This window comes from Lujinxingia sediminis, from assembly GCF_004005565.1.
Taxonomy (GTDB): domain Bacteria; phylum Myxococcota_A; class Bradymonadia; order Bradymonadales; family Bradymonadaceae; genus Lujinxingia; species Lujinxingia sediminis.
This window is the reverse complement of sequence record NZ_SADD01000020.1, coordinates 25,535-50,852: the sequence shown is the minus strand read 5'-3', so window position 1 is coordinate 50,852 and position 25,318 is coordinate 25,535. Positions and strand designations below refer to the sequence as shown.

Here is a 25,318-nt window from a genome sequence, read left to right as displayed (position 1 = left end):
ACGTTGGCTCACGGCGTCGTAGCGCGAGAGCAGGATAGTGTGAGTCAACGTCACGATGAGACCCCCTCGCGTCTGGGGCCATTTGAGCTCGGTGAACTCGTAGGAACCGGGGGGATGGGGCAGGTCTGGCAGGCGCGTCATGTGGGGGAGGGACGCGCGGTTGCCATCAAGGTGATGCGTCGCGCGCAACTCGATGCGCAACGCTTTCGGGAGGCGTTTCAGCGCGAAGTGCGCGCGGTGGCGAGGCTGAACCATCCGGGGGTGGTGCGGGTCTTTGATTCCGGGGAGGTGCCCGCCGGCCTGGAGCGAAGCTCCGGGGGCAGGCTTGTTGAGGGCTGTGCCTATCTGGCGATGGATCTGGCGGTGGGAACGCTTGAGCGCACCGACCTGTCGCAATGGGGCTGGGAGCGTCGCCGCGCGATCCTCATCGCGCTGCTCGATGCGCTGGCGCATGCCCATGCGCGCGGGGTGATTCACCGTGATTTAAAGCCCGCCAATGTACTCTGGGTGCCTGATGCAGCCGGGGACCCGCGGCTGAAGCTCTCGGACTTCGGGCTGGCCTTTGCGCTCCACGATGAGGCGCTCCTCAGGCGCGGGGTGCGAGAGCGGCGAGTGGCCGGCACGCCGCGATTTATGGCCCCGGAGCAGATCACCGGACGCTGGCGCGATCAGGGCCCCTGGACGGACCTCTACGCGCTGGGATGTCTGGCCTACTGGTTGTTGGGCCAGCCGGCGTTCGGAGGGGCGCGCACAGAAGATGTGCTGCGCGATCAGCTGCAAAAACCTCATCCCAGATTAACGCCGGTGGTGGAGGTGCCGGAGGGGCTCCAGGGGTGGCTTGATGGGTTGTTGGCCAAGAATCCCGCCGGGCGCTATCAGCGCGCCGCCGATGCGGCCCATGACCTGCGCCAGCTTCGCCTGGCGGCACCCGCGTCTCAGGAGGCAAGCGCGAGTAACGATGCTGGATCGACCTCTTTCTATGCGGCTGAAGAGGGGGCGTCGAGAGAAGTCATCACGTTGGCTCTGCCCGCCGAGGGCGAGCCCACCGTGTCGCGGGAGAGGATGCGTGGGGGAGGGGGGCTCGGGTTAAAGGGGGAGGCTAAGGGCGAGGAGATGGCTGCGCGCCGGGCCTGTGATCTGGGCCCGGCGCCGCCGCCTCGCACCTGGCAAAAACCCCGCAACGAGGAGAGTGACGGGCAGCTTCTGGGGGTGGGGCTGGGGCTCTTTGGGCTGCGTTCGCTCCCGCTGGTGGGGCGCCAGGGGGAACGCGAGCAGCTCTGGCAGGCGCTGCTCGACGTCTATCAGACGGGGCGGCCGCGCCTGGCGCTGGTGCGCGGTGATGTCGGCGTGGGTGCGAGCCGGCTGGTGCAGTGGCTGGCCGAGCGTGCCCATGAAACCGGCGCGGCCGAGGTCCTCCAGGCCAGTCACAGTCCCACCGGTGGCCCGAGCGACGGGGTGGCGCGAATGATGGGCAATGTCCTGCGCTGTACCGGCCTTTCTCGCGATGAGATCGCCCTGAGAGTGGGGCAGCTCTTTGAAGATCAGGCCGCGCCGGGTTTGATGGCGCGACACCTCGACACTGCCAGCTCCCGCGATCAGGCTGAGCTTGTCGAGCTGCTCTCGCCGGGCTGCGATCCTGACGTTCGAGACGACGCTTTTGCGCTGCGCCTGGTGCGCCCGAGCGAGCGGCATATGACCTGGCGTCGGCTGCTGGAGCGCCTGACGGCGCGGCGCCCCGCCCTTCTGGTGCTTCATGATGTGCAATGGGGCAGCGCCACGCTGAGCTTTGTGCGTCACCTGCTCAATGAGCAGGCTCATGGCGGTCTTCCGGTGCTGATCGTGGCCACGTTGCGGGAGGGCGAGGAGGCTCGAGCGCGGCCGGTCGGTGAGCAATTACGCGATCTTCTGCGTTTTGAGCGCGCCTGGCAGCTGGGACTTGCACCGCTGGCTCGCACTGACCACGAGCGCCTGATCGAAGAGATGCTCGGGCTGGAGCGAGGGCTGGCCGAACAGGTGGCCGAGCGCACCGCCGGAAATCCGCTCTTTGCGCTTCAGCTGGTGGGCGACTGGGTGGAGCGTGGTGTGCTGGAAGTGGGGCCGCGCGGCTTTGAGCTGCGCGCAGGCACCACCTCCGATCTTCCTGATGATATCCATCAGGTGCTGCGCCAGCGCGTCGATGAGCTGGTGGGGGTGGCGGCGATCGCGGCCCACCAGCTGGAGGGTCCGGCCGGGCGCTTTGGTGGAAGTGAGCGTGCGCGTCGCGCCCTGGAGCTGGCCGCCGCGCTGGGGCGAGATGTTGAGGAGCGTCAGTGGCGCCGCGCCTGTGAGCTTGCCGAATGTGTATCGCCACCGGTTTTGCCGGGGTTGCTGGAGGTGCGCCACCTGATCGAGCGCCATCCCACCGGCTGGAGTTTTATGCACGGTGCGCTGCGCGAGACCCTTGAGAAGATGGCGCGGGAGGCGGGGCGCTGGCAGTCGCATCATCGCGTGGCCGCGGCGATGCTGGAGGAGTTCGGCGCCCACCCCGGCGCTTCGGCTGCACGGCGGGGGTATCACCTGCTCGAAGCCGGGTTGCCCGAGGCCGCGCTTGAGCCTCTGTGGCAGGGCGCACGGCTCGCCGTCGACACGTTTGCGCTGCATGAGGGGGTGAAGATCGCCGAGCGCTTTGAGTGCGCGCTGCGGACGGCCGGGATCGGTGCCAACGACCCGCGCTGGGCGGAGAGCTACATGTTGCGCGCCCTGGCGCACCTGCGACCTGGTGAGTTGGACGCCGCCGCCGGTGCTCTGGAGCAGGCGCGCATCTTCGTGGAGACGCTGGAAGCCTCACACCACCCCGACGCCTCCCTTCAGCGCGCCGAGCATACCTACCTGCTCGGGGTGTTCGCTCAGCTCACCGGCGATCCGACGCGGGGGTACGAGCTGGCCGAGCGTGCCTCGGCAACCTTTGACGCCGTGGGGCATGCTGACGGTCTGGCGCGCGCGCTCTACCTGCAGGCCGAGTCGATGTGCTGGCTCGGCGACGATCATCAGGCGTTGCCCATGTACAGGCGCGCCGAGGCCATCTTCGCCTCGTTGGATGATGTGCGCGGGGTGGCCAAGTCGAAGATGGGCGTGGGGAACCTGGAGATGCGCCATGGCGATTTTGACCGGGGCCAGGCGTTGATCGAAGAGGCCCTCACCGTGTTTCAAGAGCAGGGCGACACCTACGCCACGGCCATGTGTTATAGCAACCTCGGTGAGGGCCTGCGGGCGCGCGGTATGCTCGCCGGCGCGCTGGAGATCTGCGAGCAGGGCGTCGAGATGATGCGCCGCGCCGGCCTCTTTGAGGCATCGATTGAGCTCAACCTCTGCTGCGCGGCGCTGGCGATGGGCGATGTGGATCGGGCTGCCCGCGCGCTTAAAGCGCTGCAACCCCGGGTGATCGACATGGGAAGCGAAGGCCTGCTCGGGGTGATCTACGCCTGCTGGCTTCCGATCTACGCTTCGCGTGGCCAGTGGAAGCGCTGGGCGCGCAGCGCCGAGAAGGCCCGCACCCACCTGGAGCGCCAGCCCATTCATGATGGCGACCTGGCCTGGACCTTTGAGCTGGCCGCAGCGATGGCGCGCCGCGCTGGCAGGCTCACCGAGGCGCGCCAGGCGCTGCGCAGCGCCATCGCCCAGCATCGCGCTCTGGGTGCCTCCGAGGCGCTTGAGCGCGCCGAGGCGCTCCTGATCACGTTGAGCGATTCGAGAGTCTGAACGCATGAGCGAGGCTCGCCACGGCGATCGCCGCGCCGCTCACGGCGTACGAAGAGACTCAGGCCACATCGCGCATCTCAAACTCCCGCAAGATCTTCTCGGCCTTGGCGTCGCTCACCCGATTGATCAGACGCTGAGCCTCGTGGTTGTCGCGGATCGTCTTGGAGAGCGTGAAAGATGAGCCCAGGGTAAAGAGCACCCCCATCAGCAAAAAGCCCTTCATCCACAGGTCGACCGGGAGATACGCGATGCCGGTGATGGTGATCGTTGAGGCCAGCAGAAAGGATGCCCAGACCTGAAAGATCCACGCGTTGGTGTCTTTTTGAACCGTCGGATGTTCCATGGTGTGCTCCTGGCGTATCGGTTGAGTCCGTCACGGTGCGGGGGCGAAGCCGGATGCGTTCGCCCCATGTCTCGTCCGTAGAGCACAAGCCATGCCATGGTTTTTAATCAGGCGGTCTTTTGGTCTTAAGCGGTTGATTTTAATGGTGTTTTGATGGGTGTTTTTTGTCGGTGGCGCGCGTGCAGCTGACGAGCTTTTGTTGGAGTGTTGCGCGGTGATATACATATTGTGATCAAAGGATGTTCATTTTATGTAGGAGTGGAAGATGCTGAGTTCTGATGCCCGCGCCTTCTTCCGGGAGGTGGCCGCCGCGGCCTTTGCTAACCCCTTTTCCGAAGAGCGCGCGCGCCGCGATCGGCGCCTTGCTGCGACCCTTCAAACGCCGCGCACCCCCGCTCAGGAGGCGACCTCATCCCTTGCGTCCGGCTCCCCGAACCCGGAGCTCAACGCCGCACTGAGCGCGGTGCGCGCGGAGCTCGACCGCCTCTGGCCCCTGGATCTCAACGCGCTCCAGGGCGAAGACCGCCACCTGGTGGAGGTGGCGCTGCTCTTTGATACCTTTCACGTCTTCGTGCCCGAGTTCGACGATCTGGTCGCCCGCCAGCGGGAGGCGGGCAGCCGCCCGCTCAAAGCCAACTTCGGCCTTGAGGTGGTGCGCCGCCTGGTGGAGCGGGGCATGAGTGCGGAGCGCGCCGCGCGTTTTGTGGGCATCTTTTATCAGATGCGCCGCGCCTTCTTTATGGCGCGCGAGCGCCTCAAGGGGGGCTCCCCCTCGATGCAACGTCTGCGTGCCCGATTGTGGCAGGCGATCTTTACCGACGATCTGGCCCGCTATGAGGCGCGGCTCTGGGATCGGATGGAGGATTTTTCGATCTTTCTCATCGGTCCCACCGGCAGTGGTAAGGGGGCGGCGGCCTCGGTGCTGGGTGCGTCGAGCTGGATTCCCTTTGATGATCAGGCCGGGCGCTTTGCGCTGAGTTTTACCGACCTCTTTGTGCCCTTAAACCTCTCGCAGTTTCCCGAAACGCTGATCGAGTCGGAGCTTTTTGGCCACAAAAAAGGCGCGTTTACCGGCGCCATCGACGCCCACGAGGGGGTGTTCGGGCGTTGTCCGCGTCACGGCGTGATCTTTCTTGATGAGATTGGGGAGACGAGTCTTCCCACCCAGATCAAACTTCTGCGTGTGTTGCAGGAGCGGGTCTTTGTGCCGGTGGGGGGCCATGAGGAGCAGCGCTTTGAGGGGCGCGTGATCGCCGCGACCAACCGCGACATCGGCCGCGCGCGCCGTGAGGGGCGTTTTCGCGACGACTTCTTCTACCGGCTCTGCTCCGATGTGATCGAGGTACCCTCGTTGGCCGCGCGTCTTATCGAGGAGCCCGCTGAACTCGATATGCTTGTGGCGCATAGCGTCGCGCGCATCCTCGGCCAGCCCGATGAGGCGCTGTCCGGCGAGGTGGTCGCTTCTCTACGCGCGCATGTGCCCGAGGGCTACGCCTGGCCGGGCAACGTGCGGGAGCTGGAGCAGGCGGTGCGTCGGGTGCTTCTGGGGGCGCCCTACGGCGGGGATCTTCGCCTGGATTCGCCCGACGTGGCCGAGCTCAGCAGGCCCGCAGCCAGGCTGGGCGCGCGCATCGACGCCGGCGATCTCACCATGCGGGAGTTGCAGCAGGCCTACTGCCGGCTGCTCTACGAGCGCAGTGGCACCTACGAAGAGGTCGCTCGTCAGGCGGAGATCGACCGTCGCACTGCGCGCCGCTACATCGAAGACGAGCTCTAGGATGCGCGCATCCTCAGCGGTGCTCCGGGGTAGGTGCAGTGCCCGGGGTGGATGTAAGTCGTTGATCTTCAGATGATTTTTGTATGTCGATGGTTGCGCCCCCGGGTGAGGGGTGCGACACATGCGCCGGCCGGCGCGATGCTGTATAAGCCAGCCTTCTTTTACCCCGGGCGCGCGACGCGCCGGGCGTCTTGCCCCTGACCTCCTCCCTACCCGCTGAGATGACGATGGCTGCCACCCACTCCTTTTTTGCCACCTGCCCCAAACACCTGGAGCTACTCCTCGAAGAGGAGCTCAAAGGGCTGGGCGCCCGAAAGGTGCGCCAGACCGTCAGCGGTGTGTTTTTTGAGGGGCCGCTTAAGGTGGGTTACCGCGCGGTGATGTGGAGCCGGCTGGCCAACACGGTGCTTTTGCAGCTGAAGCGTTTTCGCGCCTCCAGCCCGGAGGCGCTCTACGAAGGGGTGCGCACCATCGCCTGGGATGAGCATCTCTCGGTCGACGGCACGCTGGCGGTCAACTTCACCTCGCGAAACTCCGAGATCACCCACACGAAGTTCGGGGCGCTCAAGGTCAAAGACGCCGTCGTCGACCAGTTTCGCGACCGTTTCGGGCGTCGTCCCTCGGTGGATCTTCGGCAGCCCGATGTGAAGATCAACTGCCACATCGAGCGCGATGAGGCCACGATCAGCATCGATCTGGCCGGTGAGAGCCTGCATAAGCGCTCCTACCGCGCCGATTCGGGCACCGCGCCGCTCAAAGAGAATGTGGCGGCCGCGGTCTTGATCCGCGCCGGTTGGCCCGAGCTCGCAAAGCAGGGAGCGCCCCTTTTTGACCCGATGTGCGGCTCGGGCACCCTGCTCATCGAAGGAGCGTTGATGGCCGCCGACTGCGCCCCGGGCCTTGTGCGCGAGCGTTTCGGCTTCGATAGCTGGCTTCAGCATGATGAGCTCGTCTGGGCTAAAATCCTGGCCGAAGCCCAGGAGCGCTTTGAGGCCGGCCGCCCCAAACTCGGCATCTACGTGGGCACCGACATCGACGGCAAGATCCTGCGCACCGCCCGCGCCAACACCGAGAAGGCCGGGCTCGACGCCATCATTCGTTACTCGCGTCGTCCGGTCACCGAGATCGCCCCGCCCATGCTCGCCACGCGTCCCGGTCTGGTGGTTACCAACGCCCCCTACGGAGAGCGTCTGGGGGCCGATGGTGAGGCCGAGCAGACCCATCGCGAGCTTGGCGACTCGCTTAAGGGACGCTTCGGCGGCTGGCAGGCCTCGGTGCTTACGGGCTCCAAAGAGCTGGGCTTTAAACTCGGTGTACGCGCCGATAAGGTGTACGCGATCTACAACGGCGCGCTCGAGTGCGTGCTCCTGAATTTTTCGTTGCGAGAGCGACGCTGAGTGAGGTTGGCCCGCGGGCGTTGATCAGGTATAGGTCGAAATGTGCTTAGATCTCAACGAGATAGCCTGACGCCTCAGGAGAGAAGATGCGAAGCAATACGCGGGTGAAAACGATGGCGCTGGGGCTGGCCGCGATGGGCGTGGCGGGGCTCTCTACGGTAAGCATTGCCTGGGCGTGCTCCATCGGCATGGACCAGGAGCGGATGACGATCCTGGAGGAAGAGCCCACCGAGCCGGTCGATTTGCCGCCGGCGGTGACCCTGCGTCAGGAGTACATCAAACGCTCCCAGACCCCCCAGCGCGAAGGGTGCAGCGAAAGGGTGACGAGCTGCGACGACACCGCCTTTTTGAAGCTCTCGGTGCAGGGCTATGATCCTGAGGCCGGTGGGCTGCGCTTTGCGATCGAGGGCGACTATCCCGACACGCTCACGATCGACCCCCACCCGCTCGTTCTCTACGGGGAGGACAGGGATGTTCTCTTTGTCTGGAGCGACATGGATACGATGTACGAGCCGATCGACGCCACGATCACCGCCACCTGGGTCGACGCCTGGGGCCGCGAGGGTGAGACGAGCGCACCGGTGCAGGTGCGCAACGATGGCGCCCGAGGGGGAGGCTGCGCGGTGGCCGGCGGTGCAGGCTCCACCGGCGCCCTGGTGCTGGGCGCGGCGATAGGGGCGATGCTGCTCAGCCGTCGTCGGAGAGTCAGCCCCTGAAGCCAGACTCTTGTTGAGGGGGGATCCACGTTTCGGCGGGGGGAAGGACGCTTTTTTTGCGAGAATCCGTAAAAAAAACGACGTACGAAGTCATGCGCTAAGATGTTGAAATAAAAGCGCAAATAGTCGTTCGTGCAGTGCTCCTACCTGAACATATATCCAAAACCCCTTTACTCGCCGCGCCGCTTTGGGCATCGTCGAGCCACGTCGTACACAACGAACGCGCAAACGCGCGAATCTCTTTGCTCAAAATTACAGGGGGCGAAGTCTGAACGTATCTCCTGCTTTGAGGCAGCGTTGCGCGTGGCGCGATGTGTGTGGCGTCTGACTAAAACAACCGCTGGCGGCCCCTTAAACGCCGGCACCGGGAGCGCCGTAGGCCACTGGAAGTTGGTTGTCGTTGGCCCTGAATCCTGGCTCGACTCAGGAGGTAGGGATGCAACATCACATGAAGGGATGGACGATCTGGATTGCGCTCGTCGCCATGCTCACGCTGGCCGCCAGCGCCTGCGGCGACACGCCGACCGACGACACGCCAGTGAACAACGCTGGCGAGGATGCGGGGGATGAGGATACGGGAGCTCCGGGGGATGCGGGAGCTCCGGGGGATGCGGAGGATGATGATCCTGAAGACGATCCGGTCTGCGAGCCGAGCGTCTGCGGCGCCGACGCATGCGGGATGGTCGATAACGGCTGTGGCGAGCAGATGGATTGTGGGGAGTGCGATGAGGCGTGCGAGCCGACGGTGACCGAGTGCCCGGCCGACAGCTGTGGTCTGATCGACAATGGGTGTGGGGAGTCCGTTTTCTGCGGTGAGTGTAATTGCACAAACGGGGTTGCGGCTGAGGAGACGTGTGGAGTTTGCGGTCTGGGGGTGCGCGTCTGTGGTGAGGGGGAAACTGGCCTGGGCACATGTGATATGCCCGAGGTGCAAAACATTACAGAAGATGTTTGTGATTCAATTGTATATGTAGACCCCTCAGGGCAACCAGGAACCGGCACCAAAATGGCGCCCTTTAATGACTTTCCCACGGCGCTGGAGCTTGCGAATGGCCGAGATATTCGAACTCTTGTTGTAGCGGAGACGCCGGAAGAGCAGCCTATTGCGATGAGATTGTTGATTAGAAATGCTATACAAATTCTGGGTGGTTATCGAGCTGATGGATGGGTGCGACAACCTTCAGGTCGTACGATTTTTCATTATGATGGAGGTAGTGGTGTTGAAATGAAAGCTATGTCAGTTGTCGATGTTCAGGGGAGGGTATATGTTGATAGTATTACGTTGTCCTCAGGAGCTAATTTTATGAAAGGTGGTTCGATGGTGGGGGTGTCGATTGTAGATGGAAACGATGTTGTATTGCATCGCGTAGACGCACTTCCAGGTCCGGGAAGTGTGGGCGAAGATGGTGATGATGGTCAGCCGGGAAACAGTGGTTCTCGAGGGAGAAGTGCTCCGACAAATTCCTCATCGTCAAGTCTTCCCGCGGATGAAGTGGCGGTGAATGAAGAATGTCCCGGCGTTTCAAGCGGAGGAAAGGGAGGAAAGGCAGGTCGGTACGGATATGATTACTTCGGCAATTTCCGTTATTTATCACCAACTTCGGGGCAGTCGCGAGGAGGTGCAGCGGGCGGAGCGCGAGGTGAGAGTGGCTCTCCGGAGGGCGAAGATGGAGAGACTGGAGACAGTGGTGAGGGACGTGGCGAGGCTGGCGCTGGTGGGGTGGCTTCGGGAGAGTTGTTTTACGATGTGTGGGTTTCGGGAGGAGAGGGCGGGCGTGGTGGCGATGGCGCTCCCGGAGGAGGAGGAGCAGGTGGAGGAGGAGGTTTGGAGAAGAATGTGACCATCTCCTTTTTGATTGGGTCAGCAGGAGGGGGCGGCGGCTCCGGAGGATGTGGTGGAAAGGCTGGCGAGGGTGGTCAGCCTGGAGGAGCGAGTTTTGGTCTGCGTGTGTTACGAAGCCATATCACACTTAGCGAGAGCTCCTTTGTTGGGAATCTAGGCGGTGCGGGTGGCCAGGGAGGAGAAGGTGGTCAGGGGGGAGTTGGAGGATCTGGTGGGAATCCGGCATTCAACCATTGCGACTCTGAAGGAACCTGTCGTGACCTTGCTCCGCATCTCGGAGGAATGGGAGGGCAAGGTGGGCGAGGAGCCCCCGGAGGTTATGGTGGTGGGGGCGCAGGTGGAGGCTCGTATGGGGTATATTGTCATGAGTCGACGTTGGCTGTGGGAGATGATGTCTCCTTCATCGCTCGAGGAGGCGGTCAGGGGGGATACTCTCCAGGAAATCAGGGTGAAACCGGTCGCTCGATGGAGAGCTTCGGCTGCAACCTCTGACGCCTTCTTAAGCGTCTAGAATCCGCGCGCTATGCGGCCGAACCCCCGAGCACCCTCCGGTGCTCGGGGGTTTTGTTTTTGGCGCAGGGTGATACCAGGTGCGTTGCGGTCTTTCGTGTAAGTGGTCGATTTTAATGGGTTATTTGTTGGTGCTTTTTTGCAACATCGCGGTGCATGTCATCCGGGGAGTGGGTTCGCTGTCCGTGGGGAGGGACGTGTTTACCTCTGAGATGGGCCCGATGGTGGGTCGTGAATCGATGATGAACGCGATGTTCCAGTGGAGGAAAACGATGGGTCATGGGCGATCGATGGCAAAGGTGTGGGCGGGGCTCTCGGCCGCGGCGGTGATGGGGCTGGCGGCGACGGCCAGCGCTCAGGAGACGGCGGAGGACACGTCGGACCGGGGCTACCGGGTGTCGACTGTCGCCGAGCTCGGCTTCAACTCGCCGGTCTACCACAAGATTCAGTTCGGGCGGGACGGCACCTACTTCGACTATGTGGAGGAGGGGGGGCAGGATGTGCTCTTTCCCTTTATGCGCCTGAGTGTGGAGGCGAAGTTCGGGGGGCGTCATAACGTGGTGTTTTTGTACCAGCCTCTCGATGTTCAGACCGAGGTGCTTACCGAGCGCGAGGTGGTGGCTGACGGGGCGGTCTTTGCCGAGGAAACGCCCCTGAACCTGCGCTACGGGTTCTCGTTTTATCGGGCGAGCTATATGTTTGATCTGATCAAGTCGGAACGCACGGAGCTCGGGGTAGGGGCGTCGCTGCAGATTCGTAACGCGACGATCAGCTTTGAGAGCGGCGACGGCACGCTGCGGCGCGTACGTCGCGATGTAGGGCCGGTGCCGATCTTGAAGGTACGCGGGCGTCACACGCTGGAGAATGGCGTGTGGTTTGGTGCCGAGGTCGACGGCTTTTACGCTCCGGGACGCTGGGTCAACGGGAGCACCGACACTGAAGTGCTCGGCGCGATCCTCGACGCCAGCCTGCGCGCAGGCGTGGTTGTGACACCTGAGATCGATGCGTTTTTGAACGTGCGTTACCTGGGCGGCGGTGCCGATGGCACCTCCCAGAACCAGGCCGGGCCGGGCGATGGTTACACCAAAAACTGGCTCAACCTGGTGATTGTGAGCCTGGGCTTCCAGTACAACCTCATCTGATGCATCTCAGCGCGGCCCCGCCGGCGGGTTGCCGCCGGGCTGCGAGTGTGCTCCTCTCGGGTTGTAAAAGGTTGAATAGTCGGCAGTGTGCGGCGTCTTTATAACGCCGTGAGGCAATTTTTTACGTCTTTGGATGCGAATTCGAGAGTGACCTGGGCAAGGCGCAAACCACAGGCGATGCTTTAGCATCGTCGAGGATTTGCAACGCAGCTCAGGGTGCTCTCGATGCAGCAGACATGGCGTCAACGTTGGCTCACGGCGTAGTAAGACATCGGCCCTGACGATGGACCACCCGGCATGAGGAGTGAGAGATGAGTGGCGTGCGCACCCGAGCGATGATGATGCTGATGGCGGCGGCCGTCGTGATGACGACGGCCTGCGATGACCGTGCTCGGCAGGAGGGCGAAGAGGGCAACGTGCAGTTCTTCTATTTGCCCGCCGACAACAGCACCGAGTTCAACCGCCCCCTGGCCGTGGGTAGCGGCATGCTGCTCTATCTGGAGGGGATCGATGACCGCCAGGTCGATCGCGTGGTGGAGATGAAGGTCGAGCCCGAAGGGATCTTCGAGGTGAGCGTCTCCCGGGATTATCCGCACGCGGTGGTGCTCTCAGGGCGGCGTGCCGGCGAGGCGCGTTTGAGCGTGGAGGTCGAGGGGGGCGGAGAGCGTTTCAGCGACGCGACGACCTTTAAGGTGGCCGATGTGGCGCGGGCGGAGCTTGCGCACGTGTGCGGCTCCACGGCCAACGCCGCCTATCTGGTGGGCACGCCGGTGACGCTGGACTTTCGACGTTACTCCTCGGGCGGAGACATGGTGGTCGGTTCAACCCGCTCCTGCGGTCTGGAGTTGAGCCCCGAAGAAGTCTCCGGACGTGGACGCTGCGATGAAGCGGGGTTCCATCTCTCGCCATTTACGCAGCCCGGGCCGGTGCTGGTGAAGTCGACGATTGCGCCTCACTCCGGCTCGCGACGTGAGCTGGGCGTACAGGTGATCACCGCGGATGTGCTCGATTTCGATACGGCCGAAGGCCGGTTGCACGAAGGTCGTACCGATGAGCTGCTGTTGCGTCCCATCACGCGTCCGCCTCACGGCGATATCTGGCCGGTGTGCAACAACCTCTGGATGAACGTGGAGGTGCTCACTCCGGAAACCTGTCTGGGCCCCGATGGCAGCGTGAACTTCGATGTGGAGCCTTCTGATGAGAACACCGTATCGCTTAAGGGAATGGCCCCCGGGCTCTGTGAGATTTCGGTGATTCTGCCGCAGCTCAACGATTACGAGTGGATCTTTGATGCGGTGGTCGAGCAGCGCTGAGCTCGCAACACGCCAGGGTCGCAAACGATGACGCTCCACCCATAAGGGTGGGGCGTTTTTTTCGTTCAGGAGGTCATGTGCGGTCGCCTGGCACCCGATCGTCTTGATTTGGAAGCAGATCGAAGGCCTGGCACCCGATCGTCTTGATTTGGAAGCAGATCGAAGGCCTGGCACCCGATCGTCGTGCGTCGATCAAGAAACGAAAAAACTCGCGACGCCGTGGAGGCGATTCGCGAGTTGCATGGGGGCAGAAAAAAAAGGCCCCGCGTGGATGCTCTCAGGTCTTCTCGGCCCGGCCGAGCCGAATCTACGCGGGGGCGGTGGTGTCAAGATACCACTAGCGTCGCGGCCACCAGCCGCTGAGCGTCTCTCTCGTAGACCCCATCAGGGGTTTGCCTGGAGCGAGAGGGACGACGCCAGACCGTGGGGGCCTGCTAGCAGGACACCACCTCACCAGCCGTATGGGTACAGTCGCTACTCACTGGATCACCTCCTTTTTGCGGCACGTCGAATGCGCGATTTATCTCGATCGCGAACGCCGTTCCCGGGTGCCGGTCCCGAACCCGACGTCGGGGCGAGCTTTGCTCGCCGGCTCAAGGGGTTAGCTCGAACCCGAGGCCCTCAGGGAGCCTCGCCATCATCGAAGACTATAACGCTCAGAGAGGGGGGGAATCATTCCGGGGGATCGAAAAAAGATGCGTTGAGAGCGGAACTTTTCGGGAGCGCCGACGTCGGGGCATCGCGGAGGGGCGCACTGTCATTGGCCGAGGTTGTGTTTTGCTTGTGCGCGTTAAGGTGTTGAAATGTTTAGTGAATCTTCGAGCTTTTGGCCGGCATGTTCCAGATAATGCTCCAGGCGAAGCTCGGGGCGCGCCTCGGTGCGGCGGTCGTCGGCGATGCGAAAGAGAGCGCCCAGGCGTCGGCGCATCACGCGTTCCTGGCCGCCGACGGCGCGCCAGAGGGCGGCAACCTCCCCCTGGCCCAACGCCCGGGTTTCGCCGAGCGCCAGCTCCCCGAGCTGAAGCTCGCCCATGCGGGCGCGGTGCAGATGTTGAAGGCGAAGATCGAGCGCACGGGCCATGCGCCGCACCAGGTGTTTGCGCCCCTCGTCGACGATGAGGCCAAGCAGGCTGTGATCCTCATCCGAGGATACGACACGGGCGCTGAGCGCACGGGCCGGCCCGTCGTTGAGCTCGACGCCTTCCAGGGCGCGGGCGATGCGCGGATCGTCGGGGTGAAGTAGGCCGGGGATGCGCAGGATGTACTCTTTTTCGATATGAAATTTCGGGTGGAGAAGAAGGTGCGCGAGATCGCCGTCGTCGATCATCAGCATCAGGCCGGTGGTGTCGCGGTCGAGGCGTCCCACCGGGAAGGTGCCCTCCGGTAGCGCGTCGAGGGTCGGGCCCAGGCAGGGGGCGCCGGAGGGGGAGGAGGTCGTGGAGACGACTCCCATGGGCTTGTGGTGCATGAAGTAGCTCGACGGCGCGCGTGGCTGCAGCAGCGTCTGCTCAAAGAAGACGCGATCGTCGGCGTAGATCAACGTCTCCGGCCAGGCCTGCGGCGACTCCCAGGGGGCGGGGCGCTCAATGTGCACGACGTCATGCTTGAGGCGGCGGTGGATCTCGCGCCGGGGAAGTCCGGTGCAGTCCGCGATAAATTTATCGAGGCGACGGGGGATCATCATAGCGGTGGGTGAGGGCCGGGGGAAAGAAGGCGCGGGTGAGCGTTGCAGGCGGCGTACGTTAAGCCGCGCCCCCGCGCTCTGGCAACGCCCTCGTCATGGAGCGGCTGGTGAGTATGCAGCTGCCGGTGCGCGGCGTTGCGCAGTGTGGTGAAGCCTGCGTATCACACAAAAAATAGAAATGTTGAAATATGTAAAGTTTTGAGTCGTTATGTAGGTCATAGGCGAGGCTCCGTGTCGATTGAGCGCCATAGGCTCTGATTGTCATACGCCGTCGGACGATCGGGGGTGGCTAAGATTCGATATGTATACCCCTGCCGGGGCTAGTTGTGTAACTATGTTGGTAACCCTGATGAGGACGAAAGCCATGACCGAAGAAGAGCAGGTCACATGTCTGGGCACGCATTTTGTGGTGCTGGAGCCGCAGTGTGGGCCGGAGCGTCTGCAATGGGTGCGTTTTCCCGATCGGGAGGGCGTGCTGGTCGGGATGGAAGACGAATCCTCGGGGGTGGAGGAGGTGTCCGGTGTGGACCTCAGTGAGCCGAGTCTGGCGGAGCTGGGCTTGCAGGAGAGCACCGGGCCGAAGGACGCGACGGCGGTGCGCCTGATTGAGCGCTTCTTTCCCTCCGACGCGGTCAGTGAGGCCAGCCGTAAGGAGCGCTACCAGCGGGGAAAGACGCCGCATACGATCTTTACCTGGTGGGCGCGTCGGCCTTTCGCGGCGGTGTGCGGCGTGGTGGCGACATCCTTGATTCAGGGGGATGTGAATGTGTCGCAAGCTCGCGCATTGATTGAGGATTATTGTCGCGAGGCTGGCCGTGGTTTGAGCAAGTTCGGGGTCGAGCAGCTGATGCGCCAGGGGGAGCAGCGGGTGCTGGATATGTTCAGCGGCGGGGCAACCATTCCGCTGGAGGCGGCGTACATCGGGACGCGAGCCTATTCGGTGGATAACAACGAGCTGGCGCATTTTATCCAGCTGGCGCTTTTGAACTATTCGCAGGTCGGCGCGGATCTTCCGGAGCTTGTGGAGCAGGAGGGGCGAGCGCTCCTGGAGGCGTTGCATGAGGAGACGGCGACGTTTTTTCCGGCGCGGGATGCCGGGGAGGCCGGTCGCACGATCGCCTATGTGTGGAGCCGGCAGGTGGATTGCCCGGAGTGCGGCGGGGAGCTCGCGCTCTCGAAGCGGCCCTGGCTGGTCAAGCGCAAGGGGCGGCTGACCCATGTGGCTCGGCGCGTCGACCCGGTCTCGAAGCGCTACTTCGTGGCGCTGCGCGATCATGGTGATCCTCCCGAGGACGGCTCGGCGTGGGCGGGTCGGCGTGTGATGTGCCCCTTTTGTGAGACGACGCTGGAGCGTGAGGCGCTGGTGGAGGCGCTGGCCGAGAGCGGCCGTGAAGAGCTCAGCGCGATGGTGCGGTCGACCGGTCGCAGCGCCAGGGGGCATAAGAGTTATGTGCGCGCTGAGGGAGCGCTTCCCGAGGAGGCGGTGCTCGATGAGGCGTTGGAGAGTGATCTTGCGGCGCTGGCCGGAGCGTTGCCCGGCGCCACGCTTCCGCAGTGGTCGGGGGTGACCAACCCCTCGCTCTATGGGCTCGCCAGACATGCGGATCTTTTCAGCAAACGTCAGCTCGCCACGCTGGTGCGGCTGTGCCGTCTGCTCAGCGAGTCGTTCGGGCGTTGGGAGTCGTCCCATGGCACCGAGAAGGCGCGGGCGTTGGCGGCGTTTCTCTCCGCGCTGATCGACCAGCTGGTGGACTGGAACAGCGAACTTGCGACCTGGATTGCGCAGAATGAGCAGGTCGGTCGTGCGCTCAGCGGGCCGGGGATCCCCATGGTCTGGGACTTTGCCGAGATCGATCCCACCGAAGAGTCGCCGGCGAACCTCTGGGATAAGCTCGATCGTATTGTGCGCGGGCTCAAAAGCGTGCCGGACTTCAAACACGCCCCGGTGGTGCTTAAGTCGGATGCGCGCGAGCTGCCTTTTGAAGACGGTTTTTTTGATGTGGTGGCCACCGATCCGCCCTACTTCGATAACCTCTATTATAATGTGTTGGCCGACTGCATCTTTGTATGGAAGCGCCTGGCGCTCGGGAGGATCTTCCCGGAAGTTTTTGAGGAAGTGACCACCGATCAGAGCCGGGAGTTGACGATGAACCGGCACGAGCATGATTCGGCACAGCTTGCACAGCGCTACTACACTCGGGGGATGACCCGGGTGCTTCAGGAGGTGCGTCGGGTGTTGAAGCCGGGCGGCGTGCTCTCGATGATCTTTGCACACAGCGCGGTGGCGGCCTGGGCGGCGATTGCCCAGGCCTTTGATGAGGCTGACCTGGAGCTGGTGGCCGCATGGCCCATGACCGTGGAGCGCTCGGAGCGCCCGCGGGCGATGCACTCGCGGGCGGTGAACACGTCTTTTGTGCTGGTGGGCAAGCGCCGCCATGCACGGCCGACGGAGGTGGCCTGGAGCGAGGTGGAGTCGGCGCTCGTCGCCAGGTTGCTCAACGACTACCAGGCGCTCGCTGCCGAGGAGGGGATGTCCGTGGATCAGAGCGGGCGCACGCTCTTTGGCGCTGCGGTGGCGAACCTCTCCCGGGCCGGACGGCCGGTGGAAGAGGGGGAGAGCGTGGGCTGGGAGGAGCGTCTGGAACGCGCGGCGCTCATCGTCGAGGGGATCGTGGAGGGCTTTGAGATGAGTCGCCGCTGAGATGTGTCGGGATGGATGCGTCGGACTCTGGGGTGCGCTAACTCTTTGATACATAAATGAAATCTGGCGATATGTTGCGCGGCGCTGAGACGGGCGCAGGCTACAAAAAAAACCTCCGGCTGTGGGGCCGGAGGTTTCGGAGCTGGAAGCGTCACACGTGTTTTGCGAGGTGCGCCGACGCCACCGGCCGGTCGTTCGGAGTGAAATCAGTGGCCTGCGTTGGCAGTAAAGAGATTCACCGCGCCAAAGGAGAGGGTGGAGGCGTTGACGTTGGTCAGGCCCACCTCGCGCATCAGGTTGGCGAAGGCGTCGGCGGTGGGGAAGGCGGCAATAGACTCCTGGAGGTAGCGGTATTCTTTGCTGCCGGAGATCAGCCCCCCGATGCGCGGGACGACGTGGTGGATGTAGAAGCGGGCCGGGCTGGCCAAAAGGCCCGTGCGGGGCTCGCTGAGCTCCAGGATGACGACGCGACCACCGGGGCGCGCCACGCGGTTCATCTCCTGAAGGGCCTTGCGGCGGTCGGGCACGTTGCGGATGCCAAAGGAGATGGCCACGCCGTCGAAGCTGTTGTCTTCGAAGGGGAGGTTCTGGGCATCGCCGAGCACAAGCTCGACGCGGCCATCGAGGTTGGCCTTCGAGACTTTAACCCGGCCATTGGCCAACATCTCGGCGCTGGGGTCGAGGCCGACGACCTTAAGGTCGCGGTGGCGTTTGGCGCTGACGATCGCCAGGTCGGCGGTGCCGGTGGCCAGGTCCAGGAAGCGCGCGCCTTCGGGAAGCTGCAGGGCCTTGACGGCCTTATTACGCCAGTAGCCGTCCTGCCCCAGCGAGATGATGCGGTTAAGCAGGTCGTAGCGCGCGGCGATGGCGTCGAAGAAGCGGCCGTCGCCCCCGTCGATCTTCTTGATGGCGGCGTCGTCAGTCGAGATAGGTTCGGTGGTAGACACAATTACTCCTCAATCGCATGGGCGGACCAGGGGATGCGGGCTTTGAGCTCGGGGGCGCGGCTTCGGGCCAGCGGCACGCCGGTGGATGCGTCGCCCAGGAGCAGACGGTAGGTGCCGGCTCCGGTGGGGGCAATAACCGAGATGGCGCTAAGACGCACGATGAAGCTGCGGTGAGAGCGAAAAAAATGCTCCGCGGGCAAGTTTTCTTCTAAAAATTTCAGGCTGAAATCCGTCAGATAGCCGCCTGTCGGGGTGTGAACGGTGGCGAAGCCCTCGTCGGCTTCGATCCAGATGATGTCGTCGACAGGGATAACCCGGTAGCTGCCGTGTTCTTCCACAGAAATGCGGGTCAGCGGTGAAGATGCGGGAGCGGCCGGTGGCGCGAGCGTCTCATTGGCCTCGGAGGATGCGGCCGCAGAGCCTTGATGTAAGCGGCGCTCGGCGCGCTCAATGGCCTGTTGCAAACGGGCGAGGCGCACCGGTTTGAGCAGGTAGTCGGCCGCATCCAGCGAAAAGGCGTCGACGGCGTGGGCGTCGTAGGCGGTGACAAAGATGAAGATCGGGGCCTCATCGCCGAGGCGGTCGCGCCAGAGCTGGGCCAGGCGCACGCCGCTTAATCCGGGCATGTCGATGTCGAGGAAGACCACGTCGACCGGGGGGCCACTCTCCAGGCGCTCCAGCGCGGCTTTTGCGCTCTCGGCCTGGGAGGCGGCCGAGATCTGCGGGCATTGCTCCAGCAGCCAGAGCAGCTCTTCGCGGGCGGGGAGCTCGTCGTCGATAACCAGGGCGCGCATAGGCAAACGTCGGGGAAGAGGGCGGATCGGAAAGGCTTAAGGCTCCACGACCTCGCGCAGCTTCTTTCGGACGTGGTCGCCCAGGCGAGTGCGGGGAGGTGGGGAGGCGTCGCGGGGGATGGTGATGGTGGCGACGGTGCCTTCGGCGTCGTCGCGGCGATGCAGGCTAAGGGAAGCCTGGCCGTTATAAAAGCGAGAGAGGCGCTCAAAGACGTTGGTCAGTCCGACGCCGCCGCGGGAAGTGCGTGTGTGCTCAGCCGGAGTGGGGCGCCAGGGGGTGGCCGGCGGTGAGGGGCCGTCGTCGAGGACACGGATATGCAGGTGGGTCGGGTCGGCCTCAAGCTCCACACACACGCTGACCCGCCCCTGGCGGGCGGCATGGCGAAAGGCGTTTTCGACCAGCGGCTGCACGATCAGCGGCGGCACCCGCACCTCCTCAGCAACCTCAAGTGCGTCGCCGGCGTCGATCTCAAAATGAAGCCCCTCGCCGAAGCGCGCGCGCTCCAGATCGACGTAGCGGCGAAGTTGCTCAAGCTCCTCGTCGAGGGTGGTCTGATCGGCGTCGTTGGCCAGGGTGTAGCGCAGGAACTCGGCCAGATCGAGGGTGAGCTCGCGGGCGCGCGGCGCGTCGGTGCGGATGAGGTACGAAAGCGTATTGAGCACATTGAACAAAAAATGCGGCTTGAGCTGGTACTGCAGGGCCTCCAGGCGCGCGTCGCGGGCGATGGCGCGGGAGGTGGTGGCATCTCGGCGCGCGAGCTCCAGCTCGCGCACAAGGCTGAGCATGCCCATAAAGAGCAGGATGCCCACGGCGTTGGCGGCGATCTTCGCGCTGTGCAGCGGGATGCGCTCGACGTGAAAGGTAGCCGTGGCGGTGTCGATCCCGCTCAAAATAGCCCCCAGACCGGCGTGGTGAATGGCCTGGATCGCGATGGCGCCCAGAGCCACCGAGGCCATCGCCGTGCCGAAGCGGCGGCTCCAGAGGCCGGCCAGCGCGCCCTCAAGCAGGCTGGCGGCAAAGACCAGCCCGAAGAAGTGGGAGGGGACCTCCATCGCATAGACGACCCCGGCGGCTGCGCCCACCGCCAGCCCCACCCACACGCCACCGAGATACCCGGCAAGGATGACGCCGACCGAGCGGATGTTGAACTGCATCCCGTCGATCTCAAAGCCCAGAAAGCTCCCCCAGATCGCCAGCCCGCTGAGCAAGAGCACAAGCAACAGACGGCGGCGCACCGACGCCTCGGCGCCGCGCTGGCTGAGCCAGACCTCCGCCGGGCGAAGAAGCAGCAGCGAGAGGGCCAGGGCCACGAGCACCGAGACCTTCTCAAGCAGGTTTAAGACCAGGTGCAGCGCTTCCATAAGAACGTCGGGGCGGTCGCAGCCGGGAGAGGGGCGAAAAAAACGAGGCAAGAAACACGAGAGGCAACGCCCCACCTAAGGGGGTTGCCTCTCGCGGTTGGCATCCACCACTGTGCCGGTCTTGAGACAAGATTTAGAAACCCTGGTAATCACCAGGTGGGAGCAGTAGATAACACTTCTTAAACGTCCTCGCCGACTCACTTGCCGAGAGGCATGTTCGCGTCATGTCAGTGACCGCCCCCGTGTCTCTGCTTACGGGGTTTCAATAGAATCGCGTCTCGCACGAACACGGCAGAGTGCCAAGTTGGGGAACTCAAGCCACCGCCGATACTAAGGGCCCTCATGGCGTGGGGCAAGCGGAGAGTGCGCGGTGGTTCGCGATGTTGGAAGTTTTGTAAGGGCGGCTGGTGGGGCGCGGGTTGTGGTTGGGTGGTTGTGTGGTTGTGTGGTTGTGGGGCGCCGGTGGTTCGCGAAGTGGGTCGATTCGTGCGGGCGTTAAGAGGTTCACGAGCCCGAGCCCGAGCCCGAGCACGAGTTCGAGCACGAGACCGAGATCGAGCCCGAGCCCGAGCCCGAGCCCGAGCCCGAGATCGAGCCCGAGTCCGAGTACGAGTCCGAGTCCGAGCCCGAGTCCGAGCCCGAGAACGAGCCCGAGTCCGAGCCCGAGATCGAGCCCAACCCTCAAAAAGGCACCTCACCCTCCCCGATCTCCCAATGATCACACGCCACCGCCCGCAACCGCGCGACGTACTCCGCGTCTGCTAAACGCTCCGCAAGCGGGGCGGGAATCGCGTTGTCTTTGGGGTAGCCGTACCGCTCGCAGGCCAGCTCCTGGTCGACCCAGTGGGTGATCAGCAGGATGTCTTCGGCGAGCGCTTCATCCACGCCAAAGATCGCCTGGATCAGCGAAACGGGATCGGGCTCAGCGCTCATGCTTATGCATCTTCAGGGGGCAGGCCGCCGATGAGGAGGTCGAGCTCCTCGAAGACGATCTTTTCGTCGACGGTGCAGAGCTCGCGGAAGCGGGCGTAGGCGGCCTGGTCGACCTCATCGGTGCGCTGGGACTCCCAGGCCTGGCGGCTCTGCCAGCGGGAGATGGCGGTGGCCACGATCCAGTCGGGGGGCAGAGATGCGTGTTCGTCGTCGGGCGCTGCTGGCGCGTCGGGGGCATCGACGAGCAGCACGCTCTCCAGGGTCTGGTGGCCGGCGCGGGCGTGGGCCTGAACGACCGCGCGCCAGGCCTTTTGAAGCTCGGGAAGATCGCCCGGGCGGCAGCGGAGTTTGTAGAGGACGCGGATCGTGGACATCGCAGGCACCGAAGGTCAGGCGGTGAGCAGGAAGCAGTGGGGCGACGGTTCAGGCGCAGCCGCAGCTCAAACATTCGCGGGTGGAGGTGGTGCCGCAGCGCTCCAAAAGCTCCTGACGCAGGGCCTTTCGGGCGCGGTGCAGGCGCACCGATGCGTTGGTGTCGCTGATGCCCAGGGCGTCGGCGGCGTCCTGGACGGCCTCGTCGTTGAGGATCACGCGGGTGAGAATCTCGGCGTAGGCCGGGGAGAGATCTTCAAGCGCGTCGATGCCGCAGGCGCAGGTGGGGTCGAGATCGTCCGGGGCGCGGTAGGCTTGAGGGGCGGGCTCAATGGCCAGGCGGCGGCGTTTGTGGGCGTCGCGGCTCCTGCGCCGGAGCTGGTCGATGGCCTGGCGGCGCACGATGGTGGCGAACCAGCCTTCGAGCTTGTCGGGGTCGTCGAGGGTGTGAAGCTGCTCGGCCGCGCGCACCAACGCCTGCTGGACGGCGTCCTCGGCGTCGGCGCGCGCTTGAAGGCTGCGCGCGGCCAGCCCCACCCAGCGCTCCCAGTGGCGCATCAACTCGGCGATGGCTCCGTCGGGGTGGTGTCTCATGGAATGACTCCGGGGGGAATTCATGCGTTCAGGCGCTTCAGCAGCAGCAGGAGGAAGGGGAGGAAGGCTGATTGTCGGCGCAGCCGCACTCCGGGGGGCAGTCGCACTCCGGGCCGCACGTGCAGGTCTCACCGCAGCAGCAGCCTCCTTCGACGGCGGGTTGGCCACAGGAGCAGGAGGTGCAGCAGGTTTTTTCGCTCAGATCGGTCATGGTCTTCTCCGGGGTTTTGCACGATTGCGGTCAAGGCCGGGCACGTTGCCGGGCCCGTGTTGAAGGACCGTCGGTGGCCTTCATAGAGAAGACGGGTGCTCTCCCGGAGATCTTACAGGTGAAGGGATGATTTTCTGCCCGCTGCGGGGGGCTGTGTCCGACCGGGGCCTGTGTCCGACCGGCGGCTGTGTCCGACCGGGGGACGGACATCGGCCCGTATGTATGCGGCCCATATCCGTCTGAAGGGACGGTCGACATTCCCGGAGATCACCCCAATGCCATCGCCTCGCCGACCTCCCAGTCGATGCCAAAGTAGGCGGCAAGCGTGGCGCCGATGTCGGCAAACGAGGCGCGTGTGCCCAGCGGACGGCCCGGCTCGGTGCGGCCTTTTTCGACGATGATCAGGGGCACGTACTCCCGGGTGTGGTCGGTGCCCGGGTAGGTGGGATCGTTGCCGTGGTCGGCGGTGATGATCAGCAGATCGCCCTCGTCGAGGGCCTCGATGATCGAGGGGAGCTGGCGGTCAAAGGTCATCAGGGCGTCGGCGTAGCCGCGGGGGTTGCGGCGGTGGCCGTAGAGGGCGTCGAAGTCGACGAGGTTGGTAAAGATCAGCCCCTTGCGATCCTTGATGCACTCGATGGTGAGCTCGACGCCGTGATCGTTGGAGGTGCTCTTGAACTCGTCGCTCAAGCCCTGGTGGGCGTAGATGTTGCCGATTTTGCCGATGCCGGTGGTGCGCACGCCGGCGGCCTGCAGGCGGTCGAGCACCGTCTCGTCGGGCGGCGGCAGCGTATAATCCTTGCGATTGGGCGTGCGCTTAAACTCGGGAAACTCGCCGACAAAGGGCCGCGCGATCACCCGGGACTGGCCGCGGGGAACGACGATGTCGTAGGCGATCTCGCACCACCTGTAGAGGGTCTCCAGGGGCACGACGTCTTCGTGGGCGGCGATCTGGAAGACCGGGTCGGCCGAGGTGTAGACGATGGGCTTGCCGGTCTGGATATGCTCCTGGCCGAGCTCTTTGATGATCACGGTGCCGCTGGCCGCGCGGTTTCCCAGCACGCCGGGTACGCCGGTTTTTGCGATGAATTCCTGGAGGATGTCGTCGGTGAAACCATCCGGGAAGGTGCGAAAAGGCTCGTCGGGGATGATGCCCACAAACTCCCAGTGGCCGGTGGCGGTGTCTTTGCCGTGGGCTTTTTCGGCCATGCGCCCGTAGTGGGCCGAGGGGGCCTCAACCGGGGGAATCTGCGGGATGCCCTCGATATTGCCCAGGCCCAGCGCGCGCATATTGGGCATCTCAAAATCGCTGATGACCTCGGCGATATGCCCCAGCGTGTGGGAGCCCACGTCGCCGTAGTCGGCTGCGTCGGGCAGTTCGCCCACGCCAACGGAGTCCAGAACGATGAGAACGGCGCGTTTTTCCAGAAAGGGAGGCTGGGTCATGATCTTGTCCCGGGGGTTGAGGTTGGGGTATCCCGGCGCTGCTGAAAGTTCGAGAGCGGGGCGTGCGCGCCCAACTTAGCGCGCGGGCTAAGCGATGGCCAGAGGGTCATCTCCGCTGTGCGCAGACCTGATGGGACGTTCAATGAAGGTGGTGGTGATGCGACGACTCGTGGTGTGGATGGTGGCGTGCGTGGTGCTGGGGTGGAGCGGGGCGCTGAGCGCCCAGGAGAGCCTGGAGCGCCGCGTGTTTCAGGGCCCGGAGACCGGGCTTCTGCGGGGCGACGCGTACTATTACGAGGGCGACTATTACCGCGCGCTGACCGCCTACAAAGACTTTTTGCGCGAGGCCCCCGATGACCTGCGCTCCGAGCGGGTGCGCCTGAAGGTGGCCTGGGTCTATTTCAATGTGGGCGAGCACGGGGAGGCGGCCCGCGAGCTCGATCGGCTGGCGAAGGAGGGCCGCGACATCATCGTGACGTGGTGGGCACGGTATTACTACGGGCAGGTCGCCCTGGCCTCGGACAGGCGGCCGCTGGCCGAGGCCGCCTTTGAGGAGGTGATCGTCACCTGTGCGCCCTACGTGGCGCGGGTGGGTGAGCCCACCGACGACCCGGAGATCCGCGAATGCCTGGAGCTGAGCAGCGCCGCCACCGTGGGGCTGGCGCGTCTGGAGGCGGTGCGCCACGACTTTGACGCGGCCGGCGAACGGCTGCGCGCGATGCCCGAGCGCAGTCCCCTGGCTCAGGAGGCCACCGAGATCGCCGGGCTGGTCGAAGGCTTAAAGATCCCCCGAAAGAGCCCGGCGCTGGCCGGGGTGCTCTCGATCGTGCCCGGGCTGGGGCATGTGTACCTGGGGCAGTACGGGAGCGCCTTTGTGGCGTTTTTGTGGAACGGCGCCTTCATCTACGCCATCGTCGACTCGGTGCTGGCCGGGCGCTACGGGCAGGCCGTGCTCATCGGGCTGGTGGAGTCGATCTGGTACGGCGGCACGATCTTTGGCGCGGTGGGCGGCGCTCACCGCTTTAACCGCGATGCGATGCGGGTGGTGGAAGACGGGCTGCGTCGCGATCTCCTCCAGCTCTACCGCGACGAGCCCTGGCCGGCGCGCTATCCGGCGCATCCGGCCTATCTGGAGCTCTCGATTCCCTTTTGACGCCCAAAAGGTGAGATCGGCGGTCGGGAAGGCGTTCTGGGTTTCTAAAACACGCGATCGGTGGTTGTTGGCGGGGCTTTGGGTTCTTAATACATGCGATCGAGCGTCGCGAACGCGTTGACGTGCGGATCATCGTGTGGGCGAGTGTCGCGGTCGCGACCGACCTGCTTTACGCGACGATAGCGAGCGTCGCGAACGCGAGTTCAGTCTGCAAAAGACGAGCTCGGAGAGCTGCGAACGCGTTTTGAGTTTTCAAACCAGGAGCGCGAGGGGCGGGGAGAGGTTCTCACGTGGAGGCGGGCTGATAGCGGCGCTCGCTCCGATGTTTTGATCCGTGGCGGG

General features: G+C 64.3%; 20 protein-coding genes. 10 read left to right on the top strand and 10 right to left on the bottom strand.

Features of this window, described 5'->3' with window-relative positions; all coding sequences use genetic code 11:
- Positions 1–39: 39 nt before the first annotated feature.
- Complete coding sequence (locus EA187_RS19660) at positions 40–3,738, top strand: serine/threonine-protein kinase (protein ID WP_164856426.1); 3,699 nt, start codon at positions 40–42, stop codon at positions 3,736–3,738.
- 58 nt (positions 3,739–3,796) lie between these two features.
- On the opposite strand, the gene EA187_RS19655 is transcribed toward EA187_RS19660, so the two are convergent.
- Positions 3,797–4,081 (bottom strand): YiaA/YiaB family inner membrane protein, encoded by a 285-nt coding sequence (locus tag EA187_RS19655; protein WP_115608389.1) that lies wholly within the window; start codon positions 4,079–4,081, stop codon positions 3,797–3,799.
- A gap of 265 nt (positions 4,082–4,346) precedes the next feature.
- Between EA187_RS19655 and EA187_RS19650 the strand changes: the two genes are divergently transcribed.
- The 7 genes from EA187_RS19650 (at position 4,347) to EA187_RS19625 (ending at position 12,779) form a co-directional block, all read left to right on the top strand.
- Entirely contained in the window at positions 4,347–5,858 is a 1,512-nt protein-coding gene (locus EA187_RS19650; protein WP_127781402.1) for a sigma-54-dependent transcriptional regulator, read from the top strand.
- Positions 5,859–6,085: 227 nt separating this feature from the next.
- Positions 6,086–7,255 (top strand): THUMP domain-containing protein, encoded by a 1,170-nt coding sequence (locus tag EA187_RS19645; protein WP_164856425.1) that lies wholly within the window; start codon positions 6,086–6,088, stop codon positions 7,253–7,255.
- Between the two features lie 86 nt (positions 7,256–7,341).
- Positions 7,342–7,971 (top strand): hypothetical protein, encoded by a 630-nt coding sequence (locus tag EA187_RS19640; RefSeq protein WP_115608384.1) that lies wholly within the window; start codon positions 7,342–7,344, stop codon positions 7,969–7,971.
- A gap of 1,502 nt (positions 7,972–9,473) precedes the next feature.
- The gene (locus EA187_RS20515; protein WP_164856424.1) at positions 9,474–9,812 is read left to right on the top strand and encodes a hypothetical protein; all 339 of its coding nucleotides are present in this window, start codon (positions 9,474–9,476) and stop codon (positions 9,810–9,812) included.
- Between the two features lie 168 nt (positions 9,813–9,980).
- Positions 9,981–10,325, top strand: a complete 345-nt coding sequence (locus EA187_RS20510; RefSeq protein ID WP_164856423.1) for a hypothetical protein — start codon at positions 9,981–9,983, stop codon at positions 10,323–10,325.
- Between the two features lie 271 nt (positions 10,326–10,596).
- Positions 10,597–11,466: a hypothetical protein gene (locus EA187_RS19630; RefSeq protein WP_164856422.1), complete on the top strand. Its 870-nt coding sequence runs from the start codon at positions 10,597–10,599 to the stop codon at positions 11,464–11,466.
- Between the two features lie 311 nt (positions 11,467–11,777).
- Complete coding sequence (locus EA187_RS19625; protein WP_127781399.1) at positions 11,778–12,779, top strand: hypothetical protein; 1,002 nt, start codon at positions 11,778–11,780, stop codon at positions 12,777–12,779.
- 790 nt (positions 12,780–13,569) lie between these two features.
- Here the strand turns inward: EA187_RS19625 and EA187_RS19620 are convergent.
- Entirely contained in the window at positions 13,570–14,463 is an 894-nt protein-coding gene (locus EA187_RS19620) for a pseudouridine synthase (protein ID WP_127781398.1), read from the bottom strand.
- A 364-nt stretch (positions 14,464–14,827) separates the two neighbouring features.
- On the opposite strand from EA187_RS19620, the gene EA187_RS19615 reads away from it, so the two are divergent.
- Entirely contained in the window at positions 14,828–17,164 is a 2,337-nt protein-coding gene (locus tag EA187_RS19615; RefSeq protein ID WP_164856421.1) for a DUF1156 domain-containing protein, read from the top strand.
- 206 nt (positions 17,165–17,370) lie between these two features.
- On the opposite strand, the gene ubiE is transcribed toward EA187_RS19615, so the two are convergent.
- The 8 genes from ubiE to EA187_RS19575 all read right to left on the bottom strand — a co-directional run bounded on the left by ubiE (position 17,371) and on the right by EA187_RS19575 (position 23,805).
- Entirely contained in the window at positions 17,371–18,111 is a 741-nt protein-coding gene (ubiE, locus tag EA187_RS19610; protein ID WP_206524435.1) for a bifunctional demethylmenaquinone methyltransferase/2-methoxy-6-polyprenyl-1,4-benzoquinol methylase UbiE, read from the bottom strand.
- 2 nt (positions 18,112–18,113) lie between these two features.
- Entirely contained in the window at positions 18,114–18,905 is a 792-nt protein-coding gene (locus EA187_RS19605) for a LytR/AlgR family response regulator transcription factor (protein WP_127781396.1), read from the bottom strand.
- 36 nt (positions 18,906–18,941) lie between these two features.
- Positions 18,942–20,267, bottom strand: coding sequence for a sensor histidine kinase (locus tag EA187_RS19600; protein ID WP_115608371.1), 1,326 nt, complete (start codon positions 20,265–20,267; stop codon positions 18,942–18,944).
- Positions 20,268–20,948: 681 nt separating this feature from the next.
- Positions 20,949–21,200: a hypothetical protein gene (locus tag EA187_RS19590; protein ID WP_127781394.1), complete on the bottom strand. Its 252-nt coding sequence runs from the start codon at positions 21,198–21,200 to the stop codon at positions 20,949–20,951.
- Between the two features lie 2 nt (positions 21,201–21,202).
- Positions 21,203–21,574, bottom strand: coding sequence for a hypothetical protein (locus EA187_RS19585; RefSeq protein ID WP_127781393.1), 372 nt, complete (start codon positions 21,572–21,574; stop codon positions 21,203–21,205).
- Between the two features lie 49 nt (positions 21,575–21,623).
- Positions 21,624–22,166: an RNA polymerase sigma factor gene (locus tag EA187_RS19580; RefSeq protein WP_164856420.1), complete on the bottom strand. Its 543-nt coding sequence runs from the start codon at positions 22,164–22,166 to the stop codon at positions 21,624–21,626.
- A 37-nt stretch (positions 22,167–22,203) separates the two neighbouring features.
- Positions 22,204–22,377, bottom strand: a complete 174-nt coding sequence (locus tag EA187_RS20505) for a hypothetical protein (RefSeq protein WP_164856419.1) — start codon at positions 22,375–22,377, stop codon at positions 22,204–22,206.
- Positions 22,378–22,644: 267 nt separating this feature from the next.
- Entirely contained in the window at positions 22,645–23,805 is a 1,161-nt protein-coding gene (locus EA187_RS19575) for a phosphopentomutase (protein ID WP_127781407.1), read from the bottom strand.
- Positions 23,806–23,980: 175 nt separating this feature from the next.
- Here EA187_RS19575 and EA187_RS19570 point away from each other — a divergent pair, with 175 nt between their 5' ends.
- On the top strand, positions 23,981–24,976 hold the full coding sequence (locus EA187_RS19570; RefSeq protein ID WP_164856418.1) for a hypothetical protein: 996 nt from the start codon (positions 23,981–23,983) through the stop codon (positions 24,974–24,976).
- The last annotated feature ends 342 nt before the right edge of the window (positions 24,977–25,318 follow it).

Excerpts from the sequence above, each read along its gene's own strand:
- EA187_RS19620 (WP_127781398.1), bottom strand. The coding sequence starts at position 14,463 with ATGATGATCCCCCGTCGCCTCGATAAATTTATCGCGGACTGCACCGGA.
- EA187_RS19640 (WP_115608384.1), top strand. The coding sequence starts at position 7,342 with ATGCGAAGCAATACGCGGGTGAAAACGATGGCGCTGGGGCTGGCCGCG.
- EA187_RS19630 (WP_164856422.1), top strand. The coding sequence starts at position 10,597 with ATGGGTCATGGGCGATCGATGGCAAAGGTGTGGGCGGGGCTCTCGGCC.
- EA187_RS19615 (WP_164856421.1), top strand. The coding sequence starts at position 14,828 with ATGACCGAAGAAGAGCAGGTCACATGTCTGGGCACGCATTTTGTGGTG.
- EA187_RS20515 (WP_164856424.1), top strand. The coding sequence starts at position 9,474 with ATGAAGAATGTCCCGGCGTTTCAAGCGGAGGAAAGGGAGGAAAGGCAG.
- EA187_RS19580 (WP_164856420.1), bottom strand. The coding sequence starts at position 22,166 with ATGAGACACCACCCCGACGGAGCCATCGCCGAGTTGATGCGCCACTGG.
- EA187_RS19605 (WP_127781396.1), bottom strand. The coding sequence starts at position 18,905 with ATGCGCGCCCTGGTTATCGACGACGAGCTCCCCGCCCGCGAAGAGCTG.
- EA187_RS19650 (WP_127781402.1), top strand. The coding sequence starts at position 4,347 with ATGCTGAGTTCTGATGCCCGCGCCTTCTTCCGGGAGGTGGCCGCCGCG.
- EA187_RS19645 (WP_164856425.1), top strand. The coding sequence starts at position 6,086 with ATGGCTGCCACCCACTCCTTTTTTGCCACCTGCCCCAAACACCTGGAG.
- EA187_RS19600 (WP_115608371.1), bottom strand. The coding sequence starts at position 20,267 with ATGGAAGCGCTGCACCTGGTCTTAAACCTGCTTGAGAAGGTCTCGGTG.
- EA187_RS19655 (WP_115608389.1), bottom strand. The coding sequence starts at position 4,081 with ATGGAACATCCGACGGTTCAAAAAGACACCAACGCGTGGATCTTTCAG.
- EA187_RS19570 (WP_164856418.1), top strand. The coding sequence starts at position 23,981 with ATGCGACGACTCGTGGTGTGGATGGTGGCGTGCGTGGTGCTGGGGTGG.
- EA187_RS19590 (WP_127781394.1), bottom strand. The coding sequence starts at position 21,200 with ATGAGCGCTGAGCCCGATCCCGTTTCGCTGATCCAGGCGATCTTTGGC.
- EA187_RS20505 (WP_164856419.1), bottom strand. The coding sequence starts at position 22,377 with ATGACCGATCTGAGCGAAAAAACCTGCTGCACCTCCTGCTCCTGTGGC.
- EA187_RS19625 (WP_127781399.1), top strand. The coding sequence starts at position 11,778 with ATGAGTGGCGTGCGCACCCGAGCGATGATGATGCTGATGGCGGCGGCC.
- EA187_RS19585 (WP_127781393.1), bottom strand. The coding sequence starts at position 21,574 with ATGTCCACGATCCGCGTCCTCTACAAACTCCGCTGCCGCCCGGGCGAT.